This window comes from Coriobacteriia bacterium (assembly GCA_013336165.1).
In the GTDB taxonomy this organism is placed as follows: Bacteria; Actinomycetota; Coriobacteriia; order Anaerosomatales; family JAAXUF01; genus JAAXUF01.
This window is the reverse complement of sequence record JAAXUF010000005.1, coordinates 49,170-74,517: the sequence shown is the minus strand read 5'-3', so window position 1 is coordinate 74,517 and position 25,348 is coordinate 49,170. Positions and strand designations below refer to the sequence as shown.

Annotated in this window: 27 protein-coding genes and 1 tRNA gene; 25 read left to right on the top strand and 3 right to left on the bottom strand. The window is 63.6% G+C overall.

The window, feature by feature from the left end:
- Positions 1–8: 8 nt before the first annotated feature.
- Positions 9–1,076 (bottom strand): HAMP domain-containing protein, encoded by a 1,068-nt coding sequence (locus tag HGA39_05335; GenBank protein NTW28770.1) that lies wholly within the window; start codon positions 1,074–1,076, stop codon positions 9–11.
- Entirely contained in the window at positions 1,073–1,777 is a 705-nt protein-coding gene (locus HGA39_05330) for a response regulator transcription factor (protein NTW28769.1), read from the bottom strand. The genes HGA39_05335 and HGA39_05330 overlap by 4 nt, the downstream gene beginning before the upstream one ends.
- Before the next feature lie 163 nt (positions 1,778–1,940).
- Between HGA39_05330 and HGA39_05325 the strand changes: the two genes are divergently transcribed.
- A complete protein-coding gene (locus tag HGA39_05325; protein ID NTW28768.1) occupies positions 1,941–2,705 on the top strand; it encodes a type III pantothenate kinase in 765 nt (254 codons plus the stop codon).
- On the opposite strand, the gene HGA39_05320 is transcribed toward HGA39_05325, so the two are convergent.
- The gene (locus HGA39_05320; GenBank protein NTW28767.1) at positions 2,655–3,644 is read right to left on the bottom strand and encodes a hypothetical protein; all 990 of its coding nucleotides are present in this window, start codon (positions 3,642–3,644) and stop codon (positions 2,655–2,657) included. The genes HGA39_05325 and HGA39_05320 overlap by 51 nt on opposite strands.
- A 137-nt stretch (positions 3,645–3,781) precedes the next feature.
- Between HGA39_05320 and HGA39_05315 the strand changes: the two genes are divergently transcribed.
- The 24 genes from HGA39_05315 (at position 3,782) to HGA39_05200 (ending at position 25,335) form a co-directional block, all read left to right on the top strand.
- The gene (locus tag HGA39_05315) at positions 3,782–4,396 is read left to right on the top strand and encodes a transcriptional regulator (protein ID NTW28766.1); all 615 of its coding nucleotides are present in this window, start codon (positions 3,782–3,784) and stop codon (positions 4,394–4,396) included.
- Positions 4,384–5,298 (top strand): quinate 5-dehydrogenase, encoded by a 915-nt coding sequence (locus tag HGA39_05310; protein NTW28765.1) that lies wholly within the window; start codon positions 4,384–4,386, stop codon positions 5,296–5,298. Before HGA39_05315 ends, HGA39_05310 begins: the two co-directional genes overlap by 13 nt.
- Before the next feature lie 111 nt (positions 5,299–5,409).
- On the top strand, positions 5,410–6,090 hold the full coding sequence (locus HGA39_05305; protein ID NTW28764.1) for a cytochrome c maturation protein CcmE: 681 nt from the start codon (positions 5,410–5,412) through the stop codon (positions 6,088–6,090).
- A gap of 54 nt (positions 6,091–6,144) precedes the next feature.
- Entirely contained in the window at positions 6,145–8,358 is a 2,214-nt protein-coding gene (locus tag HGA39_05300) for a heme lyase CcmF/NrfE family subunit (protein ID NTW28763.1), read from the top strand.
- A complete protein-coding gene (locus tag HGA39_05295) occupies positions 8,355–9,086 on the top strand; it encodes an ABC transporter ATP-binding protein (GenBank protein NTW28762.1) in 732 nt (243 codons plus the stop codon). Before HGA39_05300 ends, HGA39_05295 begins: the two co-directional genes overlap by 4 nt.
- Before the next feature lie 4 nt (positions 9,087–9,090).
- Positions 9,091–9,795 carry a heme ABC transporter permease CcmB gene (locus tag HGA39_05290; protein ID NTW28761.1) on the top strand — a complete coding sequence of 235 codons (705 nt, stop codon included), beginning with the start codon at positions 9,091–9,093 and terminating at the stop codon, positions 9,793–9,795.
- Between the two features lie 90 nt (positions 9,796–9,885).
- The gene (gene ccsA / locus HGA39_05285; protein NTW28760.1) at positions 9,886–10,596 is read left to right on the top strand and encodes a cytochrome c biogenesis protein CcsA; all 711 of its coding nucleotides are present in this window, start codon (positions 9,886–9,888) and stop codon (positions 10,594–10,596) included.
- A 15-nt stretch (positions 10,597–10,611) separates the two neighbouring features.
- Positions 10,612–10,806 (top strand): hypothetical protein, encoded by a 195-nt coding sequence (locus HGA39_05280; protein ID NTW28759.1) that lies wholly within the window; start codon positions 10,612–10,614, stop codon positions 10,804–10,806.
- Positions 10,775–11,680: a cytochrome c biogenesis protein CcsA gene (gene ccsA, locus HGA39_05275; protein ID NTW28758.1), complete on the top strand. Its 906-nt coding sequence runs from the start codon at positions 10,775–10,777 to the stop codon at positions 11,678–11,680. The genes HGA39_05280 and ccsA (HGA39_05275) overlap by 32 nt, the downstream gene beginning before the upstream one ends.
- Positions 11,681–11,692: 12 nt before the next feature.
- Entirely contained in the window at positions 11,693–12,505 is an 813-nt protein-coding gene (locus tag HGA39_05270) for an SDR family oxidoreductase (protein ID NTW28757.1), read from the top strand.
- A 204-nt stretch (positions 12,506–12,709) separates the two neighbouring features.
- Positions 12,710–14,065 carry a sensor domain-containing diguanylate cyclase gene (locus HGA39_05265; protein NTW28756.1) on the top strand — a complete coding sequence of 452 codons (1,356 nt, stop codon included), beginning with the start codon at positions 12,710–12,712 and terminating at the stop codon, positions 14,063–14,065.
- 100 nt (positions 14,066–14,165) lie between these two features.
- The gene (locus HGA39_05260; GenBank protein NTW28755.1) at positions 14,166–15,548 is read left to right on the top strand and encodes a glutamyl-tRNA reductase; all 1,383 of its coding nucleotides are present in this window, start codon (positions 14,166–14,168) and stop codon (positions 15,546–15,548) included.
- A complete protein-coding gene (hemC, locus tag HGA39_05255; protein NTW28754.1) occupies positions 15,535–16,503 on the top strand; it encodes a hydroxymethylbilane synthase in 969 nt (322 codons plus the stop codon). Before HGA39_05260 ends, hemC begins: the two co-directional genes overlap by 14 nt.
- On the top strand, positions 16,504–17,337 hold the full coding sequence (locus HGA39_05250; GenBank protein ID NTW28753.1) for a uroporphyrinogen-III synthase: 834 nt from the start codon (positions 16,504–16,506) through the stop codon (positions 17,335–17,337).
- Positions 17,338–17,417: 80 nt separating this feature from the next.
- Positions 17,418–17,493, top strand: a tRNA-Ala gene (locus HGA39_05245).
- A 119-nt stretch (positions 17,494–17,612) separates the two neighbouring features.
- Positions 17,613–17,822: a hypothetical protein gene (locus HGA39_05240; protein ID NTW28752.1), complete on the top strand. Its 210-nt coding sequence runs from the start codon at positions 17,613–17,615 to the stop codon at positions 17,820–17,822.
- A gap of 10 nt (positions 17,823–17,832) precedes the next feature.
- The gene (hemB, locus tag HGA39_05235) at positions 17,833–18,813 is read left to right on the top strand and encodes a porphobilinogen synthase (GenBank protein NTW28751.1); all 981 of its coding nucleotides are present in this window, start codon (positions 17,833–17,835) and stop codon (positions 18,811–18,813) included.
- Positions 18,814–18,850: 37 nt separating this feature from the next.
- Positions 18,851–19,180, top strand: a complete 330-nt coding sequence (locus tag HGA39_05230) for a YbjQ family protein (GenBank protein ID NTW28750.1) — start codon at positions 18,851–18,853, stop codon at positions 19,178–19,180.
- Positions 19,181–19,472: 292 nt separating this feature from the next.
- Positions 19,473–19,772, top strand: coding sequence for a hypothetical protein (locus HGA39_05225; GenBank protein NTW28749.1), 300 nt, complete (start codon positions 19,473–19,475; stop codon positions 19,770–19,772).
- Positions 19,773–19,876: 104 nt separating this feature from the next.
- Positions 19,877–21,052, top strand: a complete 1,176-nt coding sequence (locus HGA39_05220) for a radical SAM protein (protein NTW28748.1) — start codon at positions 19,877–19,879, stop codon at positions 21,050–21,052.
- Between the two features lie 53 nt (positions 21,053–21,105).
- Positions 21,106–22,389: a glutamate-1-semialdehyde 2,1-aminomutase gene (gene hemL / locus HGA39_05215; GenBank protein ID NTW28747.1), complete on the top strand. Its 1,284-nt coding sequence runs from the start codon at positions 21,106–21,108 to the stop codon at positions 22,387–22,389.
- Between the two features lie 15 nt (positions 22,390–22,404).
- Complete coding sequence (gene galU, locus HGA39_05210) at positions 22,405–23,268, top strand: UTP--glucose-1-phosphate uridylyltransferase GalU (GenBank protein ID NTW28746.1); 864 nt, start codon at positions 22,405–22,407, stop codon at positions 23,266–23,268.
- Positions 23,269–23,279: 11 nt separating this feature from the next.
- Positions 23,280–23,756, top strand: a complete 477-nt coding sequence (locus tag HGA39_05205; GenBank protein NTW28745.1) for a GtrA family protein — start codon at positions 23,280–23,282, stop codon at positions 23,754–23,756.
- Positions 23,757–23,850: 94 nt separating this feature from the next.
- Positions 23,851–25,335, top strand: coding sequence for a mannose-1-phosphate guanylyltransferase/mannose-6-phosphate isomerase (locus HGA39_05200; GenBank protein ID NTW28744.1), 1,485 nt, complete (start codon positions 23,851–23,853; stop codon positions 25,333–25,335).
- Positions 25,336–25,348: the final 13 nt, after the last annotated feature.

The window sequence follows — 25,348 nt, the reverse complement described above, 5'->3', positions numbered from 1 at the left end:
CACCGTCTCTAGACTTGGGGCAGGAGCTCGTCGAGGGTCTTCTCGGCGGGGAGCGCGGGGAGCTTGACGGTGAGTTTGGCGCCGCCATTCGGCGTGTTCTCGGCTTCGATATGGCCGCCGTGCGCGCTCACGATCGCTCGCACGATCGCCAGTCCCAGCCCCGATCCGCCGCTTTGGCGTGTGCGGCTGGAGTCGGCGCGGTAGAAGCGGTCGAACAGGCGGGGGAGGTCGCTTTCATCGATGCCGGGTCCGTCGTCGATCACGGAGAGCACCGCGAGGTCGCCCTCGGCGGAAAGCTCGACCTGGACATGGCCGCCTTCGCCGACGATTCGGCTCGCGTTGTCGACGAGGTTCAAGACTACCTGCTGAAGCCTGTCGACGTCTCCCAAGACCAACGGCGCGCGGCCGTTGACGGTGAGCGTGACCTCGCGGTCCTCCAGCAGCGGTTCGAGCATCGCGGCCGCTCGGTCGGCGGCCAGACGCAGGTCGACCTGGCGCAGCGGCAGTTCCCCGGTCGCGCCCTCGATCCGCTGTAGCGTGAGCAGGTCGTTCGCAAGTCTGCCCAGGCGCTCGGCTTCAAGTGCGATCGTGGTCAGGAAGCGCTGCTGGTCCTCGGGCTCGACGTCGCCGTCGAGGAGGGTCTCGGCAGCCCCGCGGATGGCGGTCAGCGGCGTGCGCAGTTCGTGACTCACGTCCGAGACGAACTGCGTCTTGCGACGCTCCTCGGCCTTAAGCTCGTTTACCACGACGTCGACCTCGCCGGCCATGCGGTTGAACGCCTCGGCGATGATGCGGACCTCGCGCGGCCCGGTGGCGTCCGCACGCGACGAGTGGCCGCCCGACGCAAACGATGTCGCCACCGCTCCCAGCCGCTCAAGCGGGCTGGTCACGCTGCGGGCCACCGCGCGGCCCAAAGGCAGCGCCACGACGACGATGGCCGCGAGCGTCCCCGCCAGCACCAGCGGTCGACCGGGCAGAAAGTACGCCTCGGCAGCCATGATGCCGGCGCCCAGCAGTGCGGCGGCAAAGATCGTCAGCGTGATGCGGCGGCGAAGGGAAGCACGCATCGGCTTCACGAAGTGTGGAACCGGTAGCCGTAGCCGCGCACGGTCTCGACGAGCGCCGGGTCAACGCCGGCAGCTTCGAGCTTGTCGCGCAAGCGCTTCACGTGAGTGTCGACGGTTTTGGTCTCGACAAGGTACTCCCAGCCCCAAGCCTCGCGCAGCAGCTGGTCGCGGGAGAGCACCTTGCCGCCGTGCTTCATCAGGCACGCGAGCAGTTCGAATTCGCGTGGTGTGAGGTCGATGGGGCGGCCTTCTGAGGTCGCCGAGTGCATGGCCTCGTCGAGCGAGACGCCGGCGAGTTCGATGTGCTCGGCGCTGGCACCCGGCTCGTGCGAGCCCGAAGGCGCGCGGCGCAGGAGCGCTTTGACGCGTGCGGTGAGTTCGCGGACGCCGAACGGCTTGGCTAGGTAGTCATCGCCGCCGATCTCGAGTCCGACAACCTTATCGAGCTCGGTGTCGCGCGCCGAGAGGAACAAGACGGGCACCTTGGAGTCGACCCGCAAACGGCGGCAGACCTCGTAGCCGTCGATGCCGGGGAGCATGACATCGAGTACGACGAGGTCGAACGGCTGCGCCTTGGCCAAGGCGAGCGCGTCGTCGCCGTTCTCGGCGACCGAGACCTCGTAGCCTTCCTTGCGCAGGTTGTACGAAACGAATCCGGTGATGGAAGCCTCGTCGTCGACGACGAGGATACGAGCTGGCGTATCCGACACGGTGTGCCTCCCGGCTCATTTAGCGGCACGTTGCCTCGATCATGAACGTGTGCGCCCTCGCGAGGGCTACCGTCAGATGATAGCATCGCATGTAAAGGGTCTGTCGGCGGGTGACACCTCGCCGTCAACTTCCCGAGCTCAACAATGAGGAGGCGCAGATATCGTGCTGCTGGCCGTGGATGTAGGAAATACCCAGACAGTGCTGGGCCTTTTCATCGCCGATGAGCTGGTGAGCCACTGGCGCATCTCGACGAATGCTCGCCTCACAGGGGATGAGTTGCGCGTCAAGGTCGCAGGGCTGTTCGCGCTCGACGACCGTTCCATCGCCGATGTTCGCCACGTCGTCTTAGCGTCCGTGGTGCCGAGCTTGACTGTGGCATGGGAAGACCTCGCGCACACACTCCGGGAGTGCGAACTCATGGTGGTCGGCCCCGGCCTGAAGACCGGCATGCCCATCCGCTACGACAATCCGCACGAGGTTGGCGCCGACCGCATCGTCAACGGTGTCGCCGCGTTCGAGAGACTCGGCGGGCCGGTCATCGTGGTCGACTTCGGAACGGCAACGACCATCGACGTGATCGACGCCGAGGGCGCCTATCTCGGCGGAGCGATCGCACCCGGTGTGGAGACAAGCGCCGAGGCGCTCTTCTCGAAGGCGGCACGGCTCTCAAAGGTCGATCTCGAGGCGCCCTCCCGCGTCATCGGCACCAACACGCGCGCCAGCGTGCAGGCCGGGCTGCTGCTGGGCGAGGCGGCGATGGTCGACGGGCTGGTGCGCCGCGTGTGGGACGAATTGGGCGCACAAGCGCCGGTGATCGCCACGGGCGGGCTCGCACTGCAGATGACGCCGCTGTGCGAGACGATCGGCGAGGCCGACCTAGACCTCACTCTCGAGGGCCTGCTCATCATCTTTGGCCGCAACCGCTAGAGCTTGCCGGTCGCGTACGAGTGCCTTGACTGCCTCGCGACGATCGTTGCTCCACTTCAGGTACAGGCCGATGCGCTCCACCAGCTCTCCGCCGAGCAGATCATGCCCGGCCGCCGCGGCGTGCTGCGCCGGTCTTCCCGCGCGCCGATAGGGCTCGGCGATCTCACCCAGCAGGGCGGCCCATCGCGCGGTGACGTCGGCGGGCGCCGAGTCGACCGCTGCGAGCGTGCGGGCGAAGAGATCGCTTTCGAGCTGGAGCTGCAGCTCGGGCAGCATGCAGCGCAGCAGGCCGGTCTCGGCGAGCAGCCGGAGGGCGTCGGTTGCGGCCAGCCCGACGAGTAGCCTGTCGAGCTCCTGGACCCAGCGCTCGCGGGCGACGTGGAGGATGCGGGGCGCCAGGCGCTCCATCGCCGCAACGGTGCCCGGCTCGACCGTGAACTCGAGCTGCGCGGCGAATCTGGCGGCGCGAAGCATCCGCAGCGCGTCCTCTCGGAAGCGGGCACCCGGATCGCCGACCGCGCGGATCACGCGTCCATCGATGTCGGCGCGCCCGCCCCACGGATCGATCACTTCGCCGTCACCGCGCATTGCGATGGCGTTGACCGTGAAGTCGCGGCGGCGGAGGTCCTCGGCGAGATCGCGGAGAAACTCGACGCGCGGCTTGCGGCTGAACTCCTCGTAGGCTTCCGAGCGAAACGTCGTGATCTCGATCACGCGACCGTCGAGCCGCAGGGCGACTGTGCCGAACCTCTTGCCCACAAGGTACGGCCGTCTCCCGGCGGCGCGGATGAGTTCCTCGACGCGATCGGGCTCAAGTGGGGTCGCGAAGTCGTAGTCGCTGCAGTCGCGTCCCATCAACCTGTCACGGACCGATCCGCCCACAAGGAAGACGGGGTCCACGATCGCGCTTACTGCGGCGTACATGTCACTGCACTGCACGGGCTTCCTCCTCATGAGCATGCATTCCCACGATAGAGCATTTCGGGTCACACTCGGCCGCCAAACGCATTCGCACTCGCGTATACTCGCCGTACACGAATCTGTACACAGTTTCGGCTTATCGAGGGGCGGCAGCCGTGAAGTTCTACAGAATTGGCGACAAGGTTGTGAGCCGAGACAAGCTTGTCGACGCGATCGACGCGATCCTCTCGGCACGCGAGGGCGGTGCCACGCAGGAAGACGTCGCCCGCACGCATCTCGTGCAGCGTTCGTTCGTCTCGTTCCTCGAGACCCTCGGCGAGGTTCGCCGGGGAGCGCGCGTGGCGGTCGTGGGCTTCCCCGTTTCGAATGCCGTCGAGGTCAAGGCCGTCGCCGAGAAACACGCCGTCGACTTCGTGCTGGTGCTCTCGCAAGAGGAGCGCGAGCAGGTCGAATCCTCCGGCGAGGCGACCAAGGTGTTCAACGCCCTTCTCGAGACCATCGCCCTACTGCGCGACTACGACGTGGTCGTGCTCATGGCGAGCGATTGGCGCATCAACACTATGGAGCGGATTCTCGGCGGGGAAGTCATCGGGATCCCGCTCGGACCGTCGCCGCTCAGGAGTGCGGTCACGGTCGATCTCGGCGAGCTGGAGACCGTTCTTGCCAACGTGATGTCGGCGCGGCGCACGCGCCGGCCCAAGACCCGAATCGGCATGGCGGCCCAGCAGGTCGCCGATCTCACCGGGAGGTGGAAGCCATCAAAGAGGTAGTCAGCGTTTCGATCGGCTCGTCCAGTCGCGACCACGAGGTCGAGATCGAACTCGGCGGCGAGACGTTCCGCATTCGCCGAGAAGGCCACAACGGCAACCTTACCGAGGCTGCAGCTCGTTTCGCCGAACTCGACGGTAAGGTCGACGCTTTCGGCATGGGCGGCATCGACATCTACCTGCGCGCCGATGGTCGCAAGTATTACTTCCGTGAAGCGAAGAAGCTCCTCAAAGGCATCCACAAGACGCCGATCGTCGACGGCAGCGGCCTCAAAGGTCCGGTCGAAGGCTCGACGGTAGACTACCTCATCAACACGTGCGGCCTGACGCTTAGGGGCAAGAAGGTCCTGACCTGCTCGGCGGTGGATCGCTGGGGTATGAGCGAGGCGCTTCAGAATGCCGGGTGCGAGCAGATCTTTGGCGACCTTGTCTACGCGCTCGACGTGCCGATTATCATCAAGCGTTGGAGTTCGCTCAAGGTGCTCGTTCGCGTGATGACACCGCTCGCGACGCAGCTGCCGTTCTCGGTGCTCTACCCTACGGGGACCTCGCAGGACAAGGCGCCCACGCGCAACCCCAAGATGGAGGCGCTCTACGCCTGGGCCGATATCATCGCCGGCGACTGGCAGTACGTGAAGAAGTTCATGCCCGAGGATATGCGCGGCAAGTGGATCATCACCAACACCACGACGGCCGCCGATGTCGAACTCGCGCGCAGCCGTGGCGTCGAACTGTTCGTGACCTCCACCCCGAGGCTTTCAGGCCGTTCCTTCGGCACTAACGTCATCGAAGCAACCATGGTGGCGCTTGACGGCGCGTCGGGAGAGCTCTCACCGGAGCGCTACCGCGAGTTGCTTGACAGCGTTGGTTTCGCGCCCGACGTGCAATGGCTGCAGAAGGCATGAGGAACGGCACCCCGTTTGCTGTCTGGCCTGCTCTGAACGGGCAGGTTAACGCTGGCCTGTGTGTTAGTATCCGACTGCTGTCCTTGCACGCGTAAGGGAGTTGAGTTCAACGTGAACAAACGGGCGAGAACACGCCTGATAGCTGTAACGGTCGTCATACTTGTTGCGATTCTGACGACGGTCATGCTGACCGGTACCAAACAGGGTGCTGTGTACTCAGACGTGGCAAAGATCGCATCCGACACGTCGCTGGTGGACAAGCGCGTCAAAGTGGGCGGCGCGGTCGTGACAGGGTCGTGGGACAAGAAGTCGAATCCGATGACGTTCACCATCCGCGACGAGTCCGACACTGCCGGGCAGGGTCCCACGCTCAAAGTCGTCTACACAGGTGCCGCGCCGTCGACGTTCGGCGATGGTGTTGTGGCGATCGTGACCGGTACGCTGTCTTCGGGCGGGGTGATAAACGCCACCGAGATGATCACGAAGTGCCCGTCGAAGTACCAGTCGGCCACCGGCGCCATGCCGATCAAGGACCTGGTCATCGCGGGTTCCTCCGTGACGGGCAAGCCGGTCAAGGCGACCGGCTACATCAAGCCCGGCACGATCCAGCCGGCGACCTCCACGGACAGGTTCGTTGTCGCCGAGAATGCCGATGGCAGCGGTGCAGCTGTGGCGGTCACGTTCTCGGGTGGTCTGCCTGATGGCATGAAGGACGGTGTCGCGGTTGTGATCTCCGGCGAACTCGATTCCGCCGGGAAGTTCATCGCGACGAGCGTAGCCCTGAAAGAGTAGGAATCCCGGCGATTCGCGGATGCGAGCCGCCGACAACTGGAACGGAGTCGGTGTATGGCACGGTTCGGGGTCATGTGTCTTGGGCTGGCGCTTGTCGCCGCCATGTTCTCGATCATCGCTCTACTGATAGGGCACAAGCTTGGCGAGAAGCGTGGCGAAGACGCCACCAACGCGGGCTACCTCGCGACCCTGGTCGCTGGCGGCGCTCTGACCGTGGCGCTTCTGGTGCTTGCCGTCGCCTTCTTCCGCCAGGACTTCACGCTTCAGTATGTCGCCGAGAACCACAGCCCCGATACCTCGTCGCTCGCGTGGTTCTACAAGATCTCCGCAGTGTGGGCGGGCCGAGAAGGCTCCTTCCTGCTGTGGACATGGATACTCTCGCTGTTTGCGGCGTGGGTCGCCTATCGTCGGCTTGAGTTCACCGATCGTTTGTCCAACATGGGCCTGATGGTGACCAACGTCGTTCTCGGCCTGTTCACGGCTGCGATGCTCTTCTCCACGGCGAACAACCCGTTCAACCAGACGGCCTCTCAGTTCCTCGATTCGAGCAAGCACCTGATCGGCGAAGCGGCAAACTGGGGCATGAATCCGCTTCTGCAGCACTGGGCGATGATCCTGCATCCGCCGATGTTGTTTATCGGCTACGCGGGCCTCACGATTCCGTTCGCGTTTGCGATTGCGGCGCTCATCGTCAACGACAGTTCGAGCCGCTGGGTCGATATCGTCGGCAGAATCACCGTGTTCTCCTGGATGCTCCTGGGCGCCGGCATCGGACTTGGCGCGGTCTGGGCGTACGTGGTTCTGGGCTGGGGAGGGTACTGGGGTTGGGATCCGGTGGAGAACGCTTCGCTGCTCCCATGGCTCACAGGGGTCGCGCTGCTGCATAGCTTCACGGTGTACCGCCGCCGAGAAGGCTTCAAGCGATGGTCGGTGATGCTGGCGGCGTTCACGTTCGCACTCGTCATCCTCGGCACGTTTATCACGCGTTCGGGTGTAGTCGAATCGGTGCATGCGTTCAGTCCGGACAACCTGTCGCTGTGGCTCTTCCTGCTTATGATCATCGGATCGCTGGTTGCTGCGGGCATCGGGCTGGTTATGCGCTGGACTGAGTTCGGTGCCGACGACGATTTCGAGTCGATGGCGAGCAAGGATGCGGCGTACTACTTCAACAACGTGATCATGCTTGTGGCGGGCATCTTGGTCGCCTACATGACGGTGACATCGGCGTTGCCCACGTGGATGCCGCTTGGCGGCATATCGATCCCGGCGTCGGCCTACGATGCCGTCGCCCGCCCGCTGGGTATTCTGTACCTGATGATCCTCGCAGTCTGTCCGCTGCTTTCGTGGGGGCTGACCGACAAGGCGACATTTTGGCGGCGCATCAAGTGGCCGCTTGCCGGCGCAGCGGTGCTGGCGGCAGGGCTGCTTGCGATCTTCTTCACCACGATTGCGCCCAACTACGCGCGCATGGTCGCGCTGGGTAACGACCCGGGGCTGATCATGGCCGAAGCCGGGCCGGCGTGGTACTACAAGGGTCTTGCGATTGTGGGCCTTCTGACCGCATCGCTTCTCATCGCGACGACCGTATCGCTCTTTATCTCCGGCGCTCGCAAGCGCGCGGAGTCTCGCGGCACCGGGTTCTTCAGCGCACTCGGGTCGATCTTCGTCAAGGCGCGCTCGCAGTCCGGTGGGTTCCTCGCGCACCTCGGTATGGGCGTGATCCTGGTCGGGCTGATCGGCTCGGCGATGTTCGTGATGGACAGTACGGTCACGGTTCCGGCGAAGGTGGGGTCGACCTTCGAGGTAGGGGCGTACCAGTTCACGTACCAAGGTTCCAGCGTCGCGACCCTTGCGAGCGGCGCCTCCGAAACGCAGGTCAGCCTTCAGGTCGCGAAATCCGGCAAGGTTCTGGGTGTCGTGACCCCGGGCCAGAAGGTGTTTGCAGCTACCCAGCAGCAGAGCTACGACGCGAAGGTGCTCTGGCAGCCTCTTGAGGACGTCTTCGTCGCATACCAAGGTGGAGACGGCCAGTCCTTTGACGTGAACGTGAAGGTCAATCCACTCATCTGGTGCGTGTGGGTCGGCTTTCTGATGCTGCTTGCCGGCACCGCGGTCGCGGCCTGGCCGCGTCGAGGCGCCAAGCTGGCGGCGGTTCCCTCGAAGAAGGGGAAGGCCTCCGTGAAGGCTTCTGACAAGGCGAAGGCCAAGGCTAAGGCCAAGGCTGCGGTCAAGCCGGCCCCGAAGAAGCGTCCGACCAAGCGTTCATGAGCGAGGCCGCGCCCACATATCCCGCCCTGAAGGTTCGCGGACTGTCGCGGTCCTTCGGTGCACGCAAAGCGCTCGACGGCGTCGATCTCGATCTGCCGAGGGGCGCGTTCCTGTCGATCTTCGGGCCCAACGGCGCCGGTAAGACCACGCTGCTCAAGATCCTCTCCACACTCACCGCGCCTTCCCGCGGGAGCGTCAAAGTCGTGGGGCTCGACGTGGTCGAGGGTGCGGTCGAGCTGCGTGAGCGGATCGGCTTCATCAGCCACAACCCGCTTCTTTACCCGGATCTCACCGCCGAGGAGAACCTGCGCTTCTTCGCCGACCTCTACTGCATCGACAACCCTGCCGAGAGGGTCCGCGAACTGCTCGGCGCGGTAGAGCTTGATCACCGGCGTCTCGACACCGTGCGCACGTTCTCGCGCGGCATGACGCAGCGGCTTTCCATCGCGCGCGCGTTGCTGCACCGCCCGGAGATCGTCTTTCTCGACGAGCCGTACTCGGGACTCGATCCGCATGCGATGGACATCCTCGACTCTCTCATCGCGCAAGTTCGCGCCGATCACACCTTCGTGATGGTCAGCCACGACCTCGACAAGGGTCTGGAGCTGTGCACTCACGCGCTCATCCTCGCGCGTGGCCGAGTGGTCATGTTCGAAGAGGCCGACGACATCGATCCTGTAGCGTTCGCGTCGACGTATCGGCACACCGTCGGGCTGGGGGTGGCTTAGAGTCATGGCCAAGATTTCCTCGGCTCGTCAGTTCAAGGCCATCTTGCGCAAAGACCTCGTCATGGAGCTTCGCACGCGGGAGATGCTTACTTCGATGGGCCTCTATGCCGTGCTCGTGCTCGTGGTCTACGAGATCGCGCTGTCGCAGGCGGGCTCGGACTTCGAGATCCTGCGGATCGCATCCGGCCTGCTGTGGCTGGCGATCATCTTCACGTCGCTTCTGGGCCTGAACCGCTCGCTTGTTCACGAGAAGGACCAAGGCTGCCTCGAAGCGCTGCTGCTGTCGCCCATCGATCGCCCGGTGATCTACTTTGCCAAGGCGATCGGCAATCTCATCTTCCTTGCCATGGTCGAGGTGATCGTGCTGCCGCTGTTCTACTTCTTCTTCCTGTCCGGCAAGGAGCTGGGAGCGCCTCTTTGGATGCTGCCGTTGCCGCTCATCGTGGGCTCCATCGGCATCGCCGGAGTCGGTACGCTGCTCTCCACCATGTCGGTCAACACGACCGGCAAGGATTTCATCCTCGCGGTGCTCTTCATCCCGGTGATGTTTCCGCTGCTCTACGCATGCGTGGCAGCCACCTCGGCGGTTCTTATCGGCGATCCGGGGTATGCAGTGGTGTACTGGAAGTCGCTGGCGTTGGGCGCCGGCTACGATGGCATAATGATCCTGGCCGCGTTTGGCCTGTACGAGTTCATAATCGGCGCGTGAGTTTTGCGCCTGTCGCGATCGAATGGAGCTTCTGTGGGAGAGAAGGACAGCGTGGGGAAAGGGTTTCTGGGTCTCTCCGGGCGCGCATGGATGTGGGTGCTGCTCGTCTGCGGCGCGCTGTTGACCCTGGCGGACTTTATTCTGGCGTTCTTCTACGCGCCTCTCGTTGAGGGAGCGGGCGTAGGCGGATCGCAGGTGATCGGCGGCGTGCTGGTCGGCAACCAGCTGCTCTTCTCGCAGAAGATCTTCTACTTCCACGTTCCCGTGGCGATCAGTTCGTTCCTGGTGTTCTTCTTCACGGCGTACTACGGCGTGCGCTTCCTTATGACCAAGGACAAGCGCTACGACACACGCTCGCGAATCGCCACAGAGGTTACGCTGGTGTTCGTGCTGCTCACGATGTTCACGGGTGACCTTTGGACGCGCTTCGAGTGGGGCGTGTGGTGGGTCTGGGAGCCGAGGCTCACCACATACTTCATCATGACGCTGCTCGTGATTGCGTACTTCGTGCTGCGAAGCGCGGTCGACGACGAGGAGCGCCGCGCCACCTACGCGGCCGTCTTCGGCATCATCGCCTTCATCGATGCACCGATCTCGTTCGCGATTACGCGGCTCGTGCCCAACGAGCTTCACCCGGTCGTCCTGCGTAGCGGTGGCGGCCTGACCGGCGTTCAGCTGGCGGCGTTTCTTCTCGGGTTGTTCGGCATGCTCATGTTCGCTTGGGTCGTCTATCAGACCCGCCTGCGCGAGGAAGTCATCAAGGAACGCATTGAGGTCATACAGGAAGAACTCGAAAACTAGCAAGGGAGCAAAGCAATGGATCCGGTTCTTGCCGAGATATACAAGACGGTGCTTGGTGCGGCCCCCTACGTGCTCTCAGCGTATGCGCTGCTCTGGGTGGGCATGTTCGTCTACATCGGCTTCATTCTGGTACGCCTCGGAGGGCTCGAGAAGCGTCTCAACGTGGCCGAAGAGGCAATTGAGCGCCGCCGCCCGAGATCAGCCGAGTAGTACGCGGCGCATCGAAAGGGCAGGGGAGTTGGCGCAGGCGTCCGCAGTGTTGTTCTGGTTCGCATTCGCGCTCTATTGCGGAGCGTCGGTTCTCTACGCCTACCGGTTCCTGCTCAAGCGGCCCAGAGTGGGCTGGTGGGCGACGTTTCTAATGGGAGCCGGCTTCATCTGCCAGACGCTGTCGATCGGCGCCGGCTCGATTGCCAGCGGGGGCACGCAGCTTACCGGTGCCAACCAGCTTGTGCTGGTGGCGTGGGCTCTGGCGCTGCTGTACTTCGTGGTCGAGCATTTCCTCAAGGTCAAGACGTACGGCGCGTTTCTGATTCCCGCGGCGTTGGTGTTGATGGCGCTTGCCGAGACCTTCGGCAGCGTGATGCACCCGGCTGACCTGACGGCGGTCCAGCTCTCGCAACTTGCGAGTTGGCGAGTAGCATTCCACGTCGCGCTCATTGTGTTCGCCAACGCCGGATTCGCGTTTAGCGCCGTCACCTCGGCGCTGTATCTCATTCAGGGGCGGCAACTCAAACGACGCGCTTCCGGCGGACTGACGTGGCGTCTCCCGTCACTCGAGTCCCTGATTGCGATCTCGCGCCGGGCGATTTCTCTTGCATTCCCCGTCTACACCGCGGGCCTCCTGTTCGGCGTCCTGCGCGCAGGCGAAGAGCACGTACCGCTGTGGTTTCTCGATCCGCGCATCATGCTTGCCGGCATCGTCTGGGCGACGTTTGGCGTCTACCTCGTGGCAGTCTACCGGCGCGATGTCTCGGGCCGCACGGCTGCCCGCATCGCGCTTCTCGGCTTCGTGTTCGTGGTCGCACTGACGATTCTGGCGCGCGTTCCCGCCAGCGGCGGGTTCCACATCTTCGGCCTCTAGGAGAGGGATCTTGTGAACGAGCGTATCAGCGTCATTGTGACCGGCGGCAGCAGCGGCATCGGACTCGCGACCGCGAAGCTCTACGCCGCCCGCGGCGGCGATGTCGCCATCATCGGCCGCAGTGCCGACAAGCTCGCCGCCGCCGAGAAGGAGCTGCGCGCATTGTGCGCGGGCACTGACCAGCGCATCGCCACGCGCGCCGCCGACCTTTCCGACTTCGAGGCCGCGCGCACCGCGATCGACTCCCTCGTCGCCGAGGGTTTCGGCCCCGACATCCTCGTGAACTCCGCAGGCGTGATCGTGCCCGGCGAGTTTGCCACAATGCCGCTCGATAACTTCGAAGCCAACATCTCATGCGGCTACTGGAGCGTCGTGTACCCGTGCCGCGCTGCCGTGCCGCACATGGTTGCGCGCGGCCGGGGAGATATCGTGAACGTGAGCTCCGTGGCCGGGTATCTCGGCATCTACGGGTACTCCGGATACTCTTCGGCGAAGTTTGCGGTCATGGGCTTCACGGAGGCGCTGAGATTCGAGATGAAGCCCGAAGGCATCAACGTCCACGTCGTCTGCCCGCCGGACACCGACACGCCCGCGCTTGCGTTCGAGCACACCCTGCGCCCCGCCGAGACCGACGTCATCGCCGGCAACATCAAGCCCATCCCAGCCGAGAAGGTCGCGACCGCAATCGTGCGCGGTGTCGATCGCGGGAAGTACTTCATCATCCCGGATGCTCTCAGCAGCTTCTACTTCCGCCTCAAAGGCGTCTGGCCGGAGATCTTCTTCTGGATCGTAGATAGTGACATCAGGAAGGCTCGGAAATCCTGATCCCCTGAGAGTCCAGTGGGCTGGATGACCGATCAGATAGCCCTGCGGAAGTGGATGCCGGCTTTTCGTACGGCTTCGAGCGTGGAGCGTCTTTGATATGCTTGGTAGTGGTTGCCATACTCAATCCTCGGAACATGTCAATAATCGGACGACGGCGGGTACGAACTGCCTGACCGGTGTATCGGTAGGGGGCAGGCAGAACTGATGGATGGCCGATTGGATGAGCTGAGATCGCTGGTTGAGGACAACCAACTCTGGCTTATGCGGAGCGCGCTGGACTACGCACGTCGCCTTGAGTACACCCGATACACCTCTACACTTGAGGAGGCATGGCGCGTCTCCATACAAGGGCTGTCGACATCGCTGCTGGTCGCGGTGCGAGAGCACGGATGGGAGCTTGAAATCCCCTGCGAGGGAGATCTCACGAAGGATCATGCTGCGTCATTCGGCATGATCGAGGCGCAGATGCATCGTTCTCGCGGCGTCACACTGACCCTGTTTCTAGGTCTCATGAAGTATTACTGCCAGGCCTATCTGGATCTGATTTCCGCACGCGTTGTGGACGAGGCGACGCGGTCGCTCTTCACCCATGCGGTGGTTCGCTTCTTTGATCGCATCGAAATCGGGTTCTGCGACGAGTGGACGCGAACGTCTGGAAGCGAGGCGTTGCACCTGCTCGAGGATCGCAATCGCAAGATGACCAACGAGAAGAACAAATACCTGACCATCTTCGACAGTATGCACATGCCCGTCGTTCTCTTCGACTGCAAAGGACGAGTGGACAATGCAAACGCCGCTGCGGCGAGTCTTTTCGGGCTGAGTTCGGGTTCCGGTGCGGCGTATTACTCCGGCACAGGACGCGGTGACCTCTTTGTTCCACTTGCCGAGGACGCCGCGGCCTTCGCAGCTTCACCCGCCACCGAGCTGGCTGTTGAGCGTACGCTCGAGACCAAGGAGGGCACGGGACAGTTCATTGTCAGTTTTAAGCGCATGCTCGATGTTTCGGGTAAATTTACCGGCTTCACGACTGCGCTCACAGACATCTCGCCACAGAAACAGTCAGAGGCGATCTATCGGGCGATGTCTCTGAAAGACGAACTCACAGGACTGAATAATCGTCGTGGGTTCCTTGTCTTGGCGCGACAGCAGGCGGCGCTTGCGGCCCGGTTTAAGGTATGGCTGAGTGTGTTGTTCTTGGATATCGACAACATGAAGGTCATCAACGACGTTCATGGTCACAGCGCCGGAGACCAAGCGCTGCGCGATGTCGCCGACGTCCTCTTTTCGTCGCTACGTACTGCGGACATAGTGGGACGCATGGGCGGTGACGAGTTCGCGGTACTGCTCGTGGGCGGAGAAGACCCGCGCCTCCCGATGCGTCGATTCCGGCGCGCTCTGGTCCAGTTCAATCATCAGGAAGAGCGTCCTTACGCCCTCAGTGTGAGTGTGGGGGGCAGTTCTGCGGCCGCATCGACTGAGGAGTGCGACGTGGAGAAGTTGCTCGCCGAGGCCGACGCGCGCATGTACAAACAGAAACAGCGCCGCCGGGTAGGCCGGTAGCGGTCGGCGACCGGTGAAGCGGTTTGCCGCTCCTCTCGGCACGGTGCTAGACTTCGAAAGTTTCCTGAAGTTATTCGCGGGCGAGGCGAGCGACAAAAACATGCGGCTTACACTCGTCGGCCTGAGCCACAAGACGGCTCCGGTCGAGATTCGAGAACAACTGACCTTCCCGTCGGGATGCCAAGAGGAGGCGCTTTCGCTCCTCACATCAGCCGACGCCGTAAGCGAGGCGGTTATCGTCTCGACCTGCAATCGCACGGAGATCTACGCGGTCACTTCCGCCGCCGATGATGGCCCTGGTGAGATCATCGACTTCGTGTGCCGCTATCATGGGCTCAACCGCGAGGAGATTAGCCGCTACCTCTATGTCTCCGAGGGCGAGGCTGTTGTCCGTCATCTGTTCAGGGTCATCTCGTCGCTGGATTCGATGGTGCTGGGTGAGGCGCAGATTCTGGGCCAGGTGAAGGAGGCCTACGAGTGCTCGTTTGAAGCCGGGGCCAGCCGCAGGGTCTTCAACCGGCTGTTCCGGCAGAGCTTCGAGGTGGGCAAGCGGGTGCGCAACGAGACCGCGATCGGCGAGAACGCCGTCTCGATCAGCTACGCCGCGGTCGAACTCGCGAAGAAGGTCTTCGACTCGCTTGCCGGCCGCACGATCCTGATCCTTGGCGCCGGCAAGATGAGCGAACTGACGGCAAAGCACCTCGTCTCGTGCGGGGCGGCTCAGGTCCTCGTCGCAAACCGCACCTACGAGCGCGCCGTCGAACTCGCCGAGCGCTTTGCCGGCAAGGCCATTCCGTATGACGAACTCTTCGAACGTATGGCCGAAGCGGACATCGTGATCTCCTCGACGGCGGCGACAGAGCACGTCGTCACAAAGGAGCAGATCGCCGCGGTTCGGCGCGCCCGCGGGGCAAACCCGCTGTTCCTCATCGACATCGCGGTGCCGCGGGACATCGACCCCGCCGTCAACGAACTTGCCGACGTCTACCTCTACGACATCGACGACCTCAACGGGGTTGTCTCGGCCAACCTTGAAGAACGCACACGCGAGGCTCATCGGGCCGAGGCGATCGTTGCCGAGGAGTTGCAGGCATTTCGCCGTTGGCTGGAGTCGATGGAAGTCGTTCCCACGATCGCCGAGATCCACTCGAAGGCCGACCGGATCCGCCAAGTTGAGCTCGAGCGCGCGCTGAAGCGCCTCGAGCATCTTAGTGAGCGGGATCTGGCCACGGTAGAGGCGCTTTCCGAGTCCATCGTGACCAAGGTCCTCCACGGGCCCACGCAGCGCCTCAGGAAGGTCGCCGCCGAGAAGGACGGCTACACCTACATCGAGGCCGTGCGGTACCTCTACGGGCTTGACGACAATCCTGAGGGCGGTGCGCCGCATGGCCTCGGTCTGATCCGTCATCTTCTCGGCATGCAGGAGAAGAAGCCCGCCAGTCACAACCTAGGAAACGGAGCGCCGACCGATGGCCACTCGTGACAAGCTCGTGATCGGCACGCGGGGAAGCAAGCTCGCCCTGTGGCAGTCGGAGTACATCAAGGGACTCGTCGAGGAGATCACCGGGCTGCCCGTTGAGATCCGGATCATCAAGACCACCGGCGACAAGATCCTCGACGTGCCGCTGGCCAAGGTGGGCGGCAAGGGGCTGTTCACCAAGGAGATTGAGGTCGAGTTGGCCGCCGGTGCCGTTGACCTCGCCGTGCACTCGATGAAGGACGTTCCCACCGAGCTGCCCGGCGGGCTCGAAATCGCCGCGATGCCGGTGCGAGTCGACCCGCGCGACGCACTCGTCGCGGGCGCCGGCTACAGCGGAGACGACGGGCTTGCGTCGCTGCCCGCCAGCGCCCGCGTGGGGACGAGTTCACTGCGCCGCATCGCGCAGCTGCGGGCGTTGAGGCCCGACGTCGAGATCGTGGACGTGCGCGGCAATCTCGACACCCGCATGCGCAAAGCCGAGACTGGGGAGGTCGACGCCGTCATTCTGGCGGCCGCTGGCATCACGCGGATGGGCTGGGCCGACCGCATCACGCATTACATCTCCTCCGAGCAGATGGTCTCGGCGGTGGGGCAGGGCGCCATCGGCATCGAGATCCGCAGCGACGACGCTTTCATGCGCGAGGTGTGCGCGGGAATCACCGACGAATCCACGTTCGCCTGCGTGACTGCCGAGCGTGTTGTCATGAGCCGCCTCGAGGGCGGCTGCCAGGTGCCGATCGGCGCGAACGCACAGCTCGTGGGCGAGCTGATGGTGATGGATGCCGTCGTGGGTACCGTGAACGGCGACACCATCGTGCGCGCACACGTCGAGGGTCCCGCAGAGGAACCGGTCGCACTGGGCGAGGCGATGGTCGCCGAGCTGCTCGCGGGCGGTGCCGGGCCGATCCTCGAGCAGGTGCGCCTGGCCACCAGTGTCGACGGCCTGCTGGAGACCTAGATGAGAGCCGAGGGCGGCCTCTCGCCCGTACAAGGGCCACTCGCGGGGCGCAGCGTCCTGGTGACCCGCACTCGTCTGCAGGCCGAGACGCTTGCCGAGCGTCTCGAAGCGCTGGGTGCCGAGGTTCTCATGCTGCCGCTTCTCGAGCTCACCGACCCGGTCGAATGGGCTCCGGTTGACCGTGCCATCGCGGAACCCGGGGCTTTCGACTGGATTGTGTTCAGCTCCGCGAACGGGGTCGATGCGCTGCTCGCTCGCATGCACGCGCTAGGAATGGAGCCGACGGCACTGAGTGGTCGCCCGAAGCTGGCAGCCGTGGGCTCGGCGACGGCCGAGCGGATGCGCGAGCACGGACTCGAAGTCGCGCTGGTGCCCGACGACTTTCGCGCCGAAGGCCTCGTGGAGGCGTTCTGCTCGCTGGTGGCCGAGCGTGCCGGTGCTCGCATGCGCGTACTGGTCGCCCGGGCGCTTGAGGCCCGCGAGGTACTGCCTGAGGCCTTGCGCGAGATGGGCTGCGAGGTCGACGTCGTCTCCACCTACCGGACGGTGCCGGTGCCGCCGGATGCGGCGGTCATCGCGCGACTGCAGGGCGGGACGGTCGACGCCGTCACGCTCACGAGCGGCGCAATCGCGCGACGACTTGTCTCCGTGCTCGCCGAGGAGGGCTTCGACGTGGCGGCGGTGCTCGGTGACACGCTCGTCGCGACCATCGGCCCGGTCACGACTGACGCGTTGCGCGAACTCGGCTGCGAAGTGGACGCGGAGGCCAGGGAGGCAACGGTGGAGTCGCTTGTGGACGCCGTGGTGGCAGGGCTCGGGGTTCTGCGGGGGTGACAGACAGTGCGGGAACATTGACAAAGCGTGTGCGCCTCGCCAAACTACTCTCTGCTCTGGCTAGGTTTTCGGGGCGATGTGGGGACGTGGCTCAGTTGGGAGAGCGCTGCCTTCGCACGGCAGAGGTCGGCGGTTCGAATCCGCTCGTCTCCACCATAAATACGCAAGCACCCCTTCGGCCGACGGCCCGAAGGGGTGTTGTTTGTCGTAGAGTATTGCGAGACATCTTATTGGTTGCCGACGACGTGTGACGGTCGGCGAGAGAGGGGCACTACATGGACGATCTCTTGCTTTGGATCAGCACGTATGGGGCGTACATTCAGTTCTTTGTCCAGATCATCTTCTGGATCCTCATCGCAGCTGCCGCATTCTGGGCCGTGGCCGTGTTCAACCGCTATGTCAAGTTCATGACGGGTGCGGATCAGGTCGCGGTTGAAGAGGCCCCCGCTCCGACCACTGTCTCCGTGGACCAGTTCGTCGACTAGGAGTCTTTCAGTGCGCTTTCCAGAATACCGCCCGCGCCGCCTGCGTGCCAACGAGACCATCCGATCGATGGTTCGGGAGAACTCGCTGTCCGCGAGCGACCTCATCTATCCGTTGTTCGTGAAGCCCGGCAAGAGTTTGCGCGACGAGGTCTCCTCCATGCCCGGCGTGTTCCAGCTGTCGCTCGATCAGCTCCCCGCCGAGATCGCCGAGCTCAAAGGGCTCGGCATTCCGGCTGTGATCCTGTTCGGGCTTCCCTCGGCGAAGGACGAAGTCGGCTCAGAAGCGTACGCCGAGCACGGCATCGTGCAGGAGGCGATCCGCGCGATCAAGGCGTACGACCCGGCGTTCTACGTGATCACAGACGTATGCCTGTGCGAGTATACGAGTCACGGTCACTGCGGAGTAATTGACGAAGCCGGTTGTGTCCTCAACGATCTCACACTGGAACTGCTCGCCCGCGAGGCTGTCAGCCATGCCGAGGCCGGCGCCGACATGGTCGCGCCCAGCGACATGATGGACGGCCGGGTCGCCGCGATTCGCTCGGCGCTCGATTCCGAGGGCTTCCAAGACGTGCCGATCATGGCGTACTCGGCGAAGTACGCGAGTGGCTACTATGGCCCGTTTCGCGATGCCGCAGACTCGGCGCCATCGTTTGGGGATCGCCGCGCGTATCAGATGGATCCCGCCAACGCCGAGGAGGCGCTGCGCGAGGTCGCGCTGGATATCGAGGAGGGAGCCGACATCGTCATGGTCAAGCCGGCGCTCGCCTACATGGACATCATCCGTCGGGTGAAGGACGAGTTTGGCTATCCGACGGCGGCCTACAACGTCTCGGGTGAGTATGCGATGGTCAAGGCCGCTGCAGCCAACGGCTGGATCGACGAGGAACGCGTAGTCTTGGAGACGCTTCTGGGTTTCAAGAGGGCTGGTGCAGACATCATCATCACCTACCACGCCAAGGACGCTGCGCGGTGGCTGGCGAAGGGATAGAAAAAGAGCAATGGCAACTGACATCATCATTCACCGGATGCCGATCGTCACGACGTTCGATCCGCCTCCGGGTTACGAGGTCGAGCGCATCATCGGCCCGTGCTGGGGGATCACCGTGCGCAGCCGCAGCGTGCTGGGGACGACGTTCGCCGGGTGCCAGACGTTCTTTGGCGGCGAGATCACCATGTTCACCGAGCTTGCGAACGGAAGCCGCAACGAGGCCATGAACCGGCTTGAGTCGCATGCCATGCAGATGGGCGCCAACTGCGTACTCGCGATGCGCTTCGACTCGAGCGAGATCATGCAGAGCGCCAACGAGATCGTCGCGTACGGCACGGCTGTGGTGATCCGACCGATCGCGCAGTGAGCCGGATTCCGGAACGTACCGCTCGGCGGATCGCTTCTGCTGCCCGCCGGGCGCATGCGTTCCACCGGTTCGCGCATCATCCGCTCTGCGCGGCTTACGAGCACGAGGTTTTCCGGCTGGGACGCCGGATGCGGCTCTGCCGCGGATGTACGTTGGGCATCGCGGGTGGCGTTGTCGGGCTGGTTGCGGGTTTCCTTCTGGCCCCCCCGCCCCCGGTTGCCTTGGCTGCAGCGATCGCTTTCGGCGCGGCGTTCGCTCTGATGCCACTTCGCCGGTTGCCGCCGAGAAGATCGTGACACGCTTCGTGCCGGCGGCGCTGCTCGCGTTTGCCGCGGCGCAAGGAGCGCGCAGGATCGATCTCATCGGCGTCGGGCTCGTGCTGGTGACCGGCGCGCTGGTTGTGGCCGGACTGCGGATGCATTGGCGGCGCGGGCCGTGGCGCAAACCGTGTGAGATGTGTGCGGAGGGGCTTGACGGCCCTGTGGTGTGCTCGGGCTTCCGGCGGCAGCTGTCGCGGGAACGCGCATTTGTGAGACTGTCGGCGAGATGGCTCGCGGAAGAGCCGATAGCCCGTGAGGAGACACGAACATGATGGCTGACAACGTCGGCAACGCCGATGCCCGTCCGGACCTCGATCTCGAGCAGGAACTCGCCGATGCCGAGGCCGGTTGCGGCCAGGCCGCGGTCGGGATTCCGATGGGCGATCCCGGCGCCCACCCTGCGGGCATGCCGCGCCAGCGCCACGGTGGGGCGCGTTCGGTCGGCTTCCGGCCAGGCGGCGGCGCGGCGGCGCTCGCGTATGAGGCGCGCACCGGCATCAAGGCCCCGCGTATCATCGCGTGGGAAATCACCCGCTCGTGCAACCTTTCCTGCGCGCACTGTCGCGCGTCGGCGGAGTTCGGCGCCTATGCGGGCGAACTTTCACTCGACGAGATCAAGGCGACCATCGACGACATCGTGACGATCTCCAACCCGATCATCATCCTGACCGGCGGCGAGCCGCTCATGCGACCCGACATCTGGGAAATCGTCGACTATGCGCAGGCCGCCGGCGCGATGCCAGTCATCGGCACCAACGCCACCCTTATCACCGACGAGATCGCGGGCCAGATGGCCGCCCACGGCATCCCGCGCATCTCGGTCTCCGTCGACTTCCCCTCGGCGAAGGAGCACGACGCGTTTCGCGGCGAACCCGGCTGCTTCGACGCCACTATCGAGGGCATCCGCCGAGCGAAGCGCGCCGGCGTGGGCGTTCAGATCAACATGACCGTCACCACCCTCAACGCCGACAAGGTCGAGGCCGTCCACGACCTCGCCGAGGCACTCGGCGTGGACGCGTTCCACATCTTCATGCTGGTGCCGACCGGCCGCGGCAGCGACCTGCTCGACAAGGAGCTCCCGCCCGAGGAGTACGAGCGCGTACTGCGCTGGGCCTACGAGCGCCAGAAGACCTCGCCTTTGCACTTCAAGCCCACCGACGCGCCTCACTACTACCGCATCATCCGCCAGCTCGCCAAGGCCGAGGGCAAGCAAGTCACGCGGGAGGAGTACGGGCTCGACGCGATGACGCGCGGGTGTCTCGGCGGCATCACATTCTGCTTCATCTCGCATACGGGCGACGTGCAGCCGTGCGGGTACTTCGACATGCAGCTCGGCAACGTGAAGGAGCAGCCGTACTCGCGGATCTGGACGGAGTCTCGCGTCTTCTCCGAGCTGCGCGACTATTCGCTGCTAAAGGGCAAGTGCGGCGCGTGTGAGTACAAGGCCGTGTGCGGCGGGTGCCGGGCACGTGCGCTTGAAGTGACCGGCGACTACCTTGCCGCCGAGCCGTACTGCATCTACGAACCGCCGGGCTGGCGCGAAACGGTATAATGCGGCGGCACGCAATGCGCACGCATGCGCCAACCTGCCGATAGGACCGCATCATGCTCCACACCAAGTCATCCACGCTTTTCGCCACCGCCCAGAATGTCATTCCGGGCGGTGTGAACTCGCCTGTGCGCGCATTCCGTTCAGTCGATGCCGAGCCGGTCTTCTACGACCACGCCAAGGGCAGCCGTGTGTGGGACGTCGATGGGAACGAGTACGTCGACTTCGTCGGCTCGTGGGGGCCGATGATCCTGGGGCACGCACCCGAGGCGGTGCTTGACGCTGTGCGCACGCAGCTCGGCAAGGGAACGAGCTTCGGAGCGCCCTGTGCCCTCGAGGTCGAAATGGCCGAGAGGCTCGTGGAGGTAGTGCCGTCCATCGAGATGGTGCGAATGGTCTCCTCGGGGACCGAGGCTACGATGAGCGCGATCCGCCTTGCGCGCGGCTTCACGGGGCGGGAGAGGTTCATCAAGTTCGACGGCAACTACCATGGCCACTCCGACGCGCTTCTTGTCGCGGCGGGATCGGGCCTGGTCACGCTCGGGATCCCGTCGACGCCGGGCGTCACGCACGGCGCGGCCAAGGACACGATCGTGCTGCCGTACAACGATCTCGGCCCGGTTGAGGCGACTCTTGCCGACGAAGGCGAGCGGATCGCCGCGATCATCGTGGAGCCCGTTGCCGGCAACATGGGAGTCGTGGCGCCCGCACTAGGATTTCTCGAGGGCTTGCGCCGGCTGTGCGACCGCTACGGCGTTGTGCTGATCTTCGACGAGGTCATCAGCGGCTTCCGCGTGGCTCTCGGCGGGGCGCAGGAGCTCTACGGCGTGACGCCGGATCTGACCACGCTCGGCAAGATCATTGGCGGAGGTTTCCCCGTGGGCGCCTTCGGCGGGAAGGCCGAGATTATGCGTCACCTCGCGCCGCTTGGCAACGTCTACCAGGCAGGCACGCTCTCGGGTAACCCAATCGCAATGGCGGCCGGCCTGGCCATGATCGCCGAGCTTTCGCGCCCGGGTGTCTATGAAGAGCTCGATCGCAAGGGCGCCCGCCTCGCACGCGGACTCTGTCACGCAGCTGAGGCTGCGGGCGTGACTGCGTGCTGCAATCGTGTCGGTTCGTTGTCGACGATGTTCTTCACCGACGCCAATGTGGTTGACTGGGCGAGCGCATCCACGAGCGACACCGGCCTCTACGCTGCATGGTTTCGCGGCATGCTGGATCGCGGCTACACGATCGCGCCCAGCCAGTATGAAGCGTGTTTCGTCTCGCTGGCTCACACTGACGAAGAGATCGACGGGTTTATTTCGGCTGCGCGCGAAGTGCTCGCGGCAATCTAAGGAGGACGTTTCAAAGTGAAAGCGATCATTCCTGCCGCAGGCCTGGGCACGCGCTTCCTGCCGGTCACAAAGTCGCAGCCCAAAGAGATGCTGCCCGTCGTCGACAAGCCGGTCATCCAGTACGTCATCGAAGAGGCCGTCAGCGGCGGTGCCAGCGAGATTCTGATCGTGACCGGCCGAGGCAAGCGTGCGATTGAGGACCACTTCGACCGCTCTGTCGAGCTTGAAGTCGAGCTCGAAGCCGTAGGCAAGTTCGAGGAGTTGGCGACGGTGCGCGCGATCTCGGAACTCGCCGAGGTCTTCTACGTGCGGCAGAAACAGCCGCGCGGCTTAGGTCACGCTGTCATGTGCGGCGCGCCGATGACCGACGACGAGCCGTTCTTCGTCCTGCTCGGCGACATGCTTGTGCCTGAAGGGGCGATACTGCCCAAGCTGCGCGAGGTCTATGATCGCACCGGCGGCAGCGTGATTGCGGTCATGGAGGTGCCTCGGGAGAAGGTCAGCAGCTACGGCGTCATTGCCGGCGAGCAGGTCGCCGACGGCGAGTGGCGCGTTACCGGCCTCGTTGAAAAGCCCTGCGTCGAAGATGCGCCGAGCAACCTTGCGATCTTCGGGCGTTACCTGCTCACTCCGGCGTTGATGAAGATCCTGCCGACGATAAAACCGGGCCGTGGCGGAGAGATCCAGCTTACTGACGCGCTGGTGGAACTGCTCAAGCATGAGCCGATCCACGCAGTCGTGGTCGCGCCCGATGCGGGATACGACACGGGCAACGTGCTTTCGTGGCTGGAGGCCAATATCGCGCTCGCGTTGAAGAATGAAGAGTACGGTCCGGCGCTCAGGGCGAGCCTCATGCTGATGCGCAGTCAGGGGCGGTAGCTGAGGTGACTGTGTCCCTATTGCGGAGAGTCACGCGGCTGTATGAGCGCAACGGTGAACAGATACGGTTCCTGATTGTCGGTGTCTGGAACACAGCCTTCTCTGTCGGCGTGTTATGGCTGCTGGATCACTTCATTAGCTATGATGCTCATAGTCTCTTTCAGAAGGAAGCAGTACTCCTTCTCAGCTGGGTGATCGCCGTTACCCAGAACTTCTTCACATTCAAACTGCTCGTCTTCCGTACGAAAGGTCACTGGCTTCGCGAATATCTGAGAATGTACGTCACGTACAGCCTTACGTTCTTGGTCCAATCAGTCGTGACTCTCGCTATCTCGCAGGTGTTCCATCTCTCCGTGTTCTGGGCAAACCTGCCCACGATTGCTATCGTGACTATCTTCAGTTACTTGGGACACAAGTACTTCACTTTCCGGCATCGTCATGTGATCGAGGCTCTTGATGCCGGCGAAGTATTCGAGACTCAAGAATGATGAATGAAGCGGACGACAGGCTGTTGACCGGTCTGTTTCGGTACGATGACCTCCGCGGTCTATGCGCGGGTCATGAATCTGCGAGGAGCATCAGTTGACAGACGAAAGAAGCAAGGCTTTGCACGCAGTCATTCTTGCGGGGGGTAGTGGCTCTCGTTTCTGGCCGCTTTCGCGCGAGATGAACCCGAAGCAGATGCTGTCCGTCTTCGGCGGCGTCAGTCTCATGACGCGCGCGGTGCGGCGGATCATGCCGTACACAGCGTGTGACGCCGTGCACGTCGTGACAGGAGAGAGGCTCTTCGACGAGATTCGGAATCACCTCAAAGCACAGCCGGAACTGGACCATCTCGAGATCGACTACCTAGTCGAGCCACTCGCCCGCAATACCGCACCGGCGGTTGCGTTAGCTGCCGCGGTGCTTGTGGAGCGGGATCCCGAATCCATCATGATCATGTTACCTTCAGATCACTTACTCGAAGACAGTGAGCTGTGGCGCAACACCATCGAAGCTGCAACGAACCTTGCGGCTACGGGTAGGATGGTCACGATCGGCCTCAAACCTTCGAGACCGGAAACCGGCTACGGCTATATCCATGCGGGCGAAGAGCTCGCCGACAGTAGAGTCGGCGCGGTGTGCGGCCATTTGGTTCTGGCATTCATCGAGAAACCCGACAGGAATTCCGCAGTTGGATTCGTCGCCGACGGAGGCTATCTCTGGAACTCAGGCATGCTGGTCGCGAAAGCTGCGGTGATACTGGCCGAACTCGAAGCGGCAGGGGATGCCGCTTGCACTCATGAGTCGGCTGACGGACGCAGGATCGCCGATGTCGCTCGGCAGTTGGCGGCGATGTCGCCCACTGAATGGCTGACGGACGCGGGACGCGCGCTCTACGGATCGTTGCCCGCAGTGCCATTCGACAAGGCCGCACTTGAGGTGTCTTCGAATGTGGCGGTGGTGCCCACTGCCCTGGACTGGTCGGACGTGGGCTCTCTGCTGTCGATCGAGAAACTAGGCGAGACCGACAGTCGTGGCAACATCTTGGTGGGTCGCGCATATGATGTGGACTCCCACGACACGCTGGTGTACTCGGCCGATCGTCTTGTGGCCACACTCGGCCTTGAGGGCGCGATCGTGGTCGACACGGCCGACGCCACACTGGTCGCTTCAAAGGACCGGGTCCAGGACGTGCGCCTGATCGTCGACATGCTGAAGGCGGCTGGGGCCGAGGAAATCACCACTTCCCGTTCGTCCTTGCGCCCGTGGGGGAGCTGGACTCTGCTCATGAAGTGCGAGGGCTTCCAGATCAAGTCGATTGACGTGTTGCCGGGCAAGCGGCTTTCTGTCCAGAGCCACACACGTCGCGCGGAGCACTGGATCGTCATCGCCGGAGAAGCTCGGATCCTGCGTGGTGACGCGGACATCGTGCTGCGTGCGAACGAATCGGTGTATCTTCCGGTAGGAATCGTCCATCGCATGGAGAACTGCGGCACCGTGCCGCTCAAGGTCATCGAGGTCGCTGTGGGAGAGTACCTAGGAGAGGACGACATAGTTCGCTACTCTGATGACTACGGGCGCTAGGGAAGGACTCAAC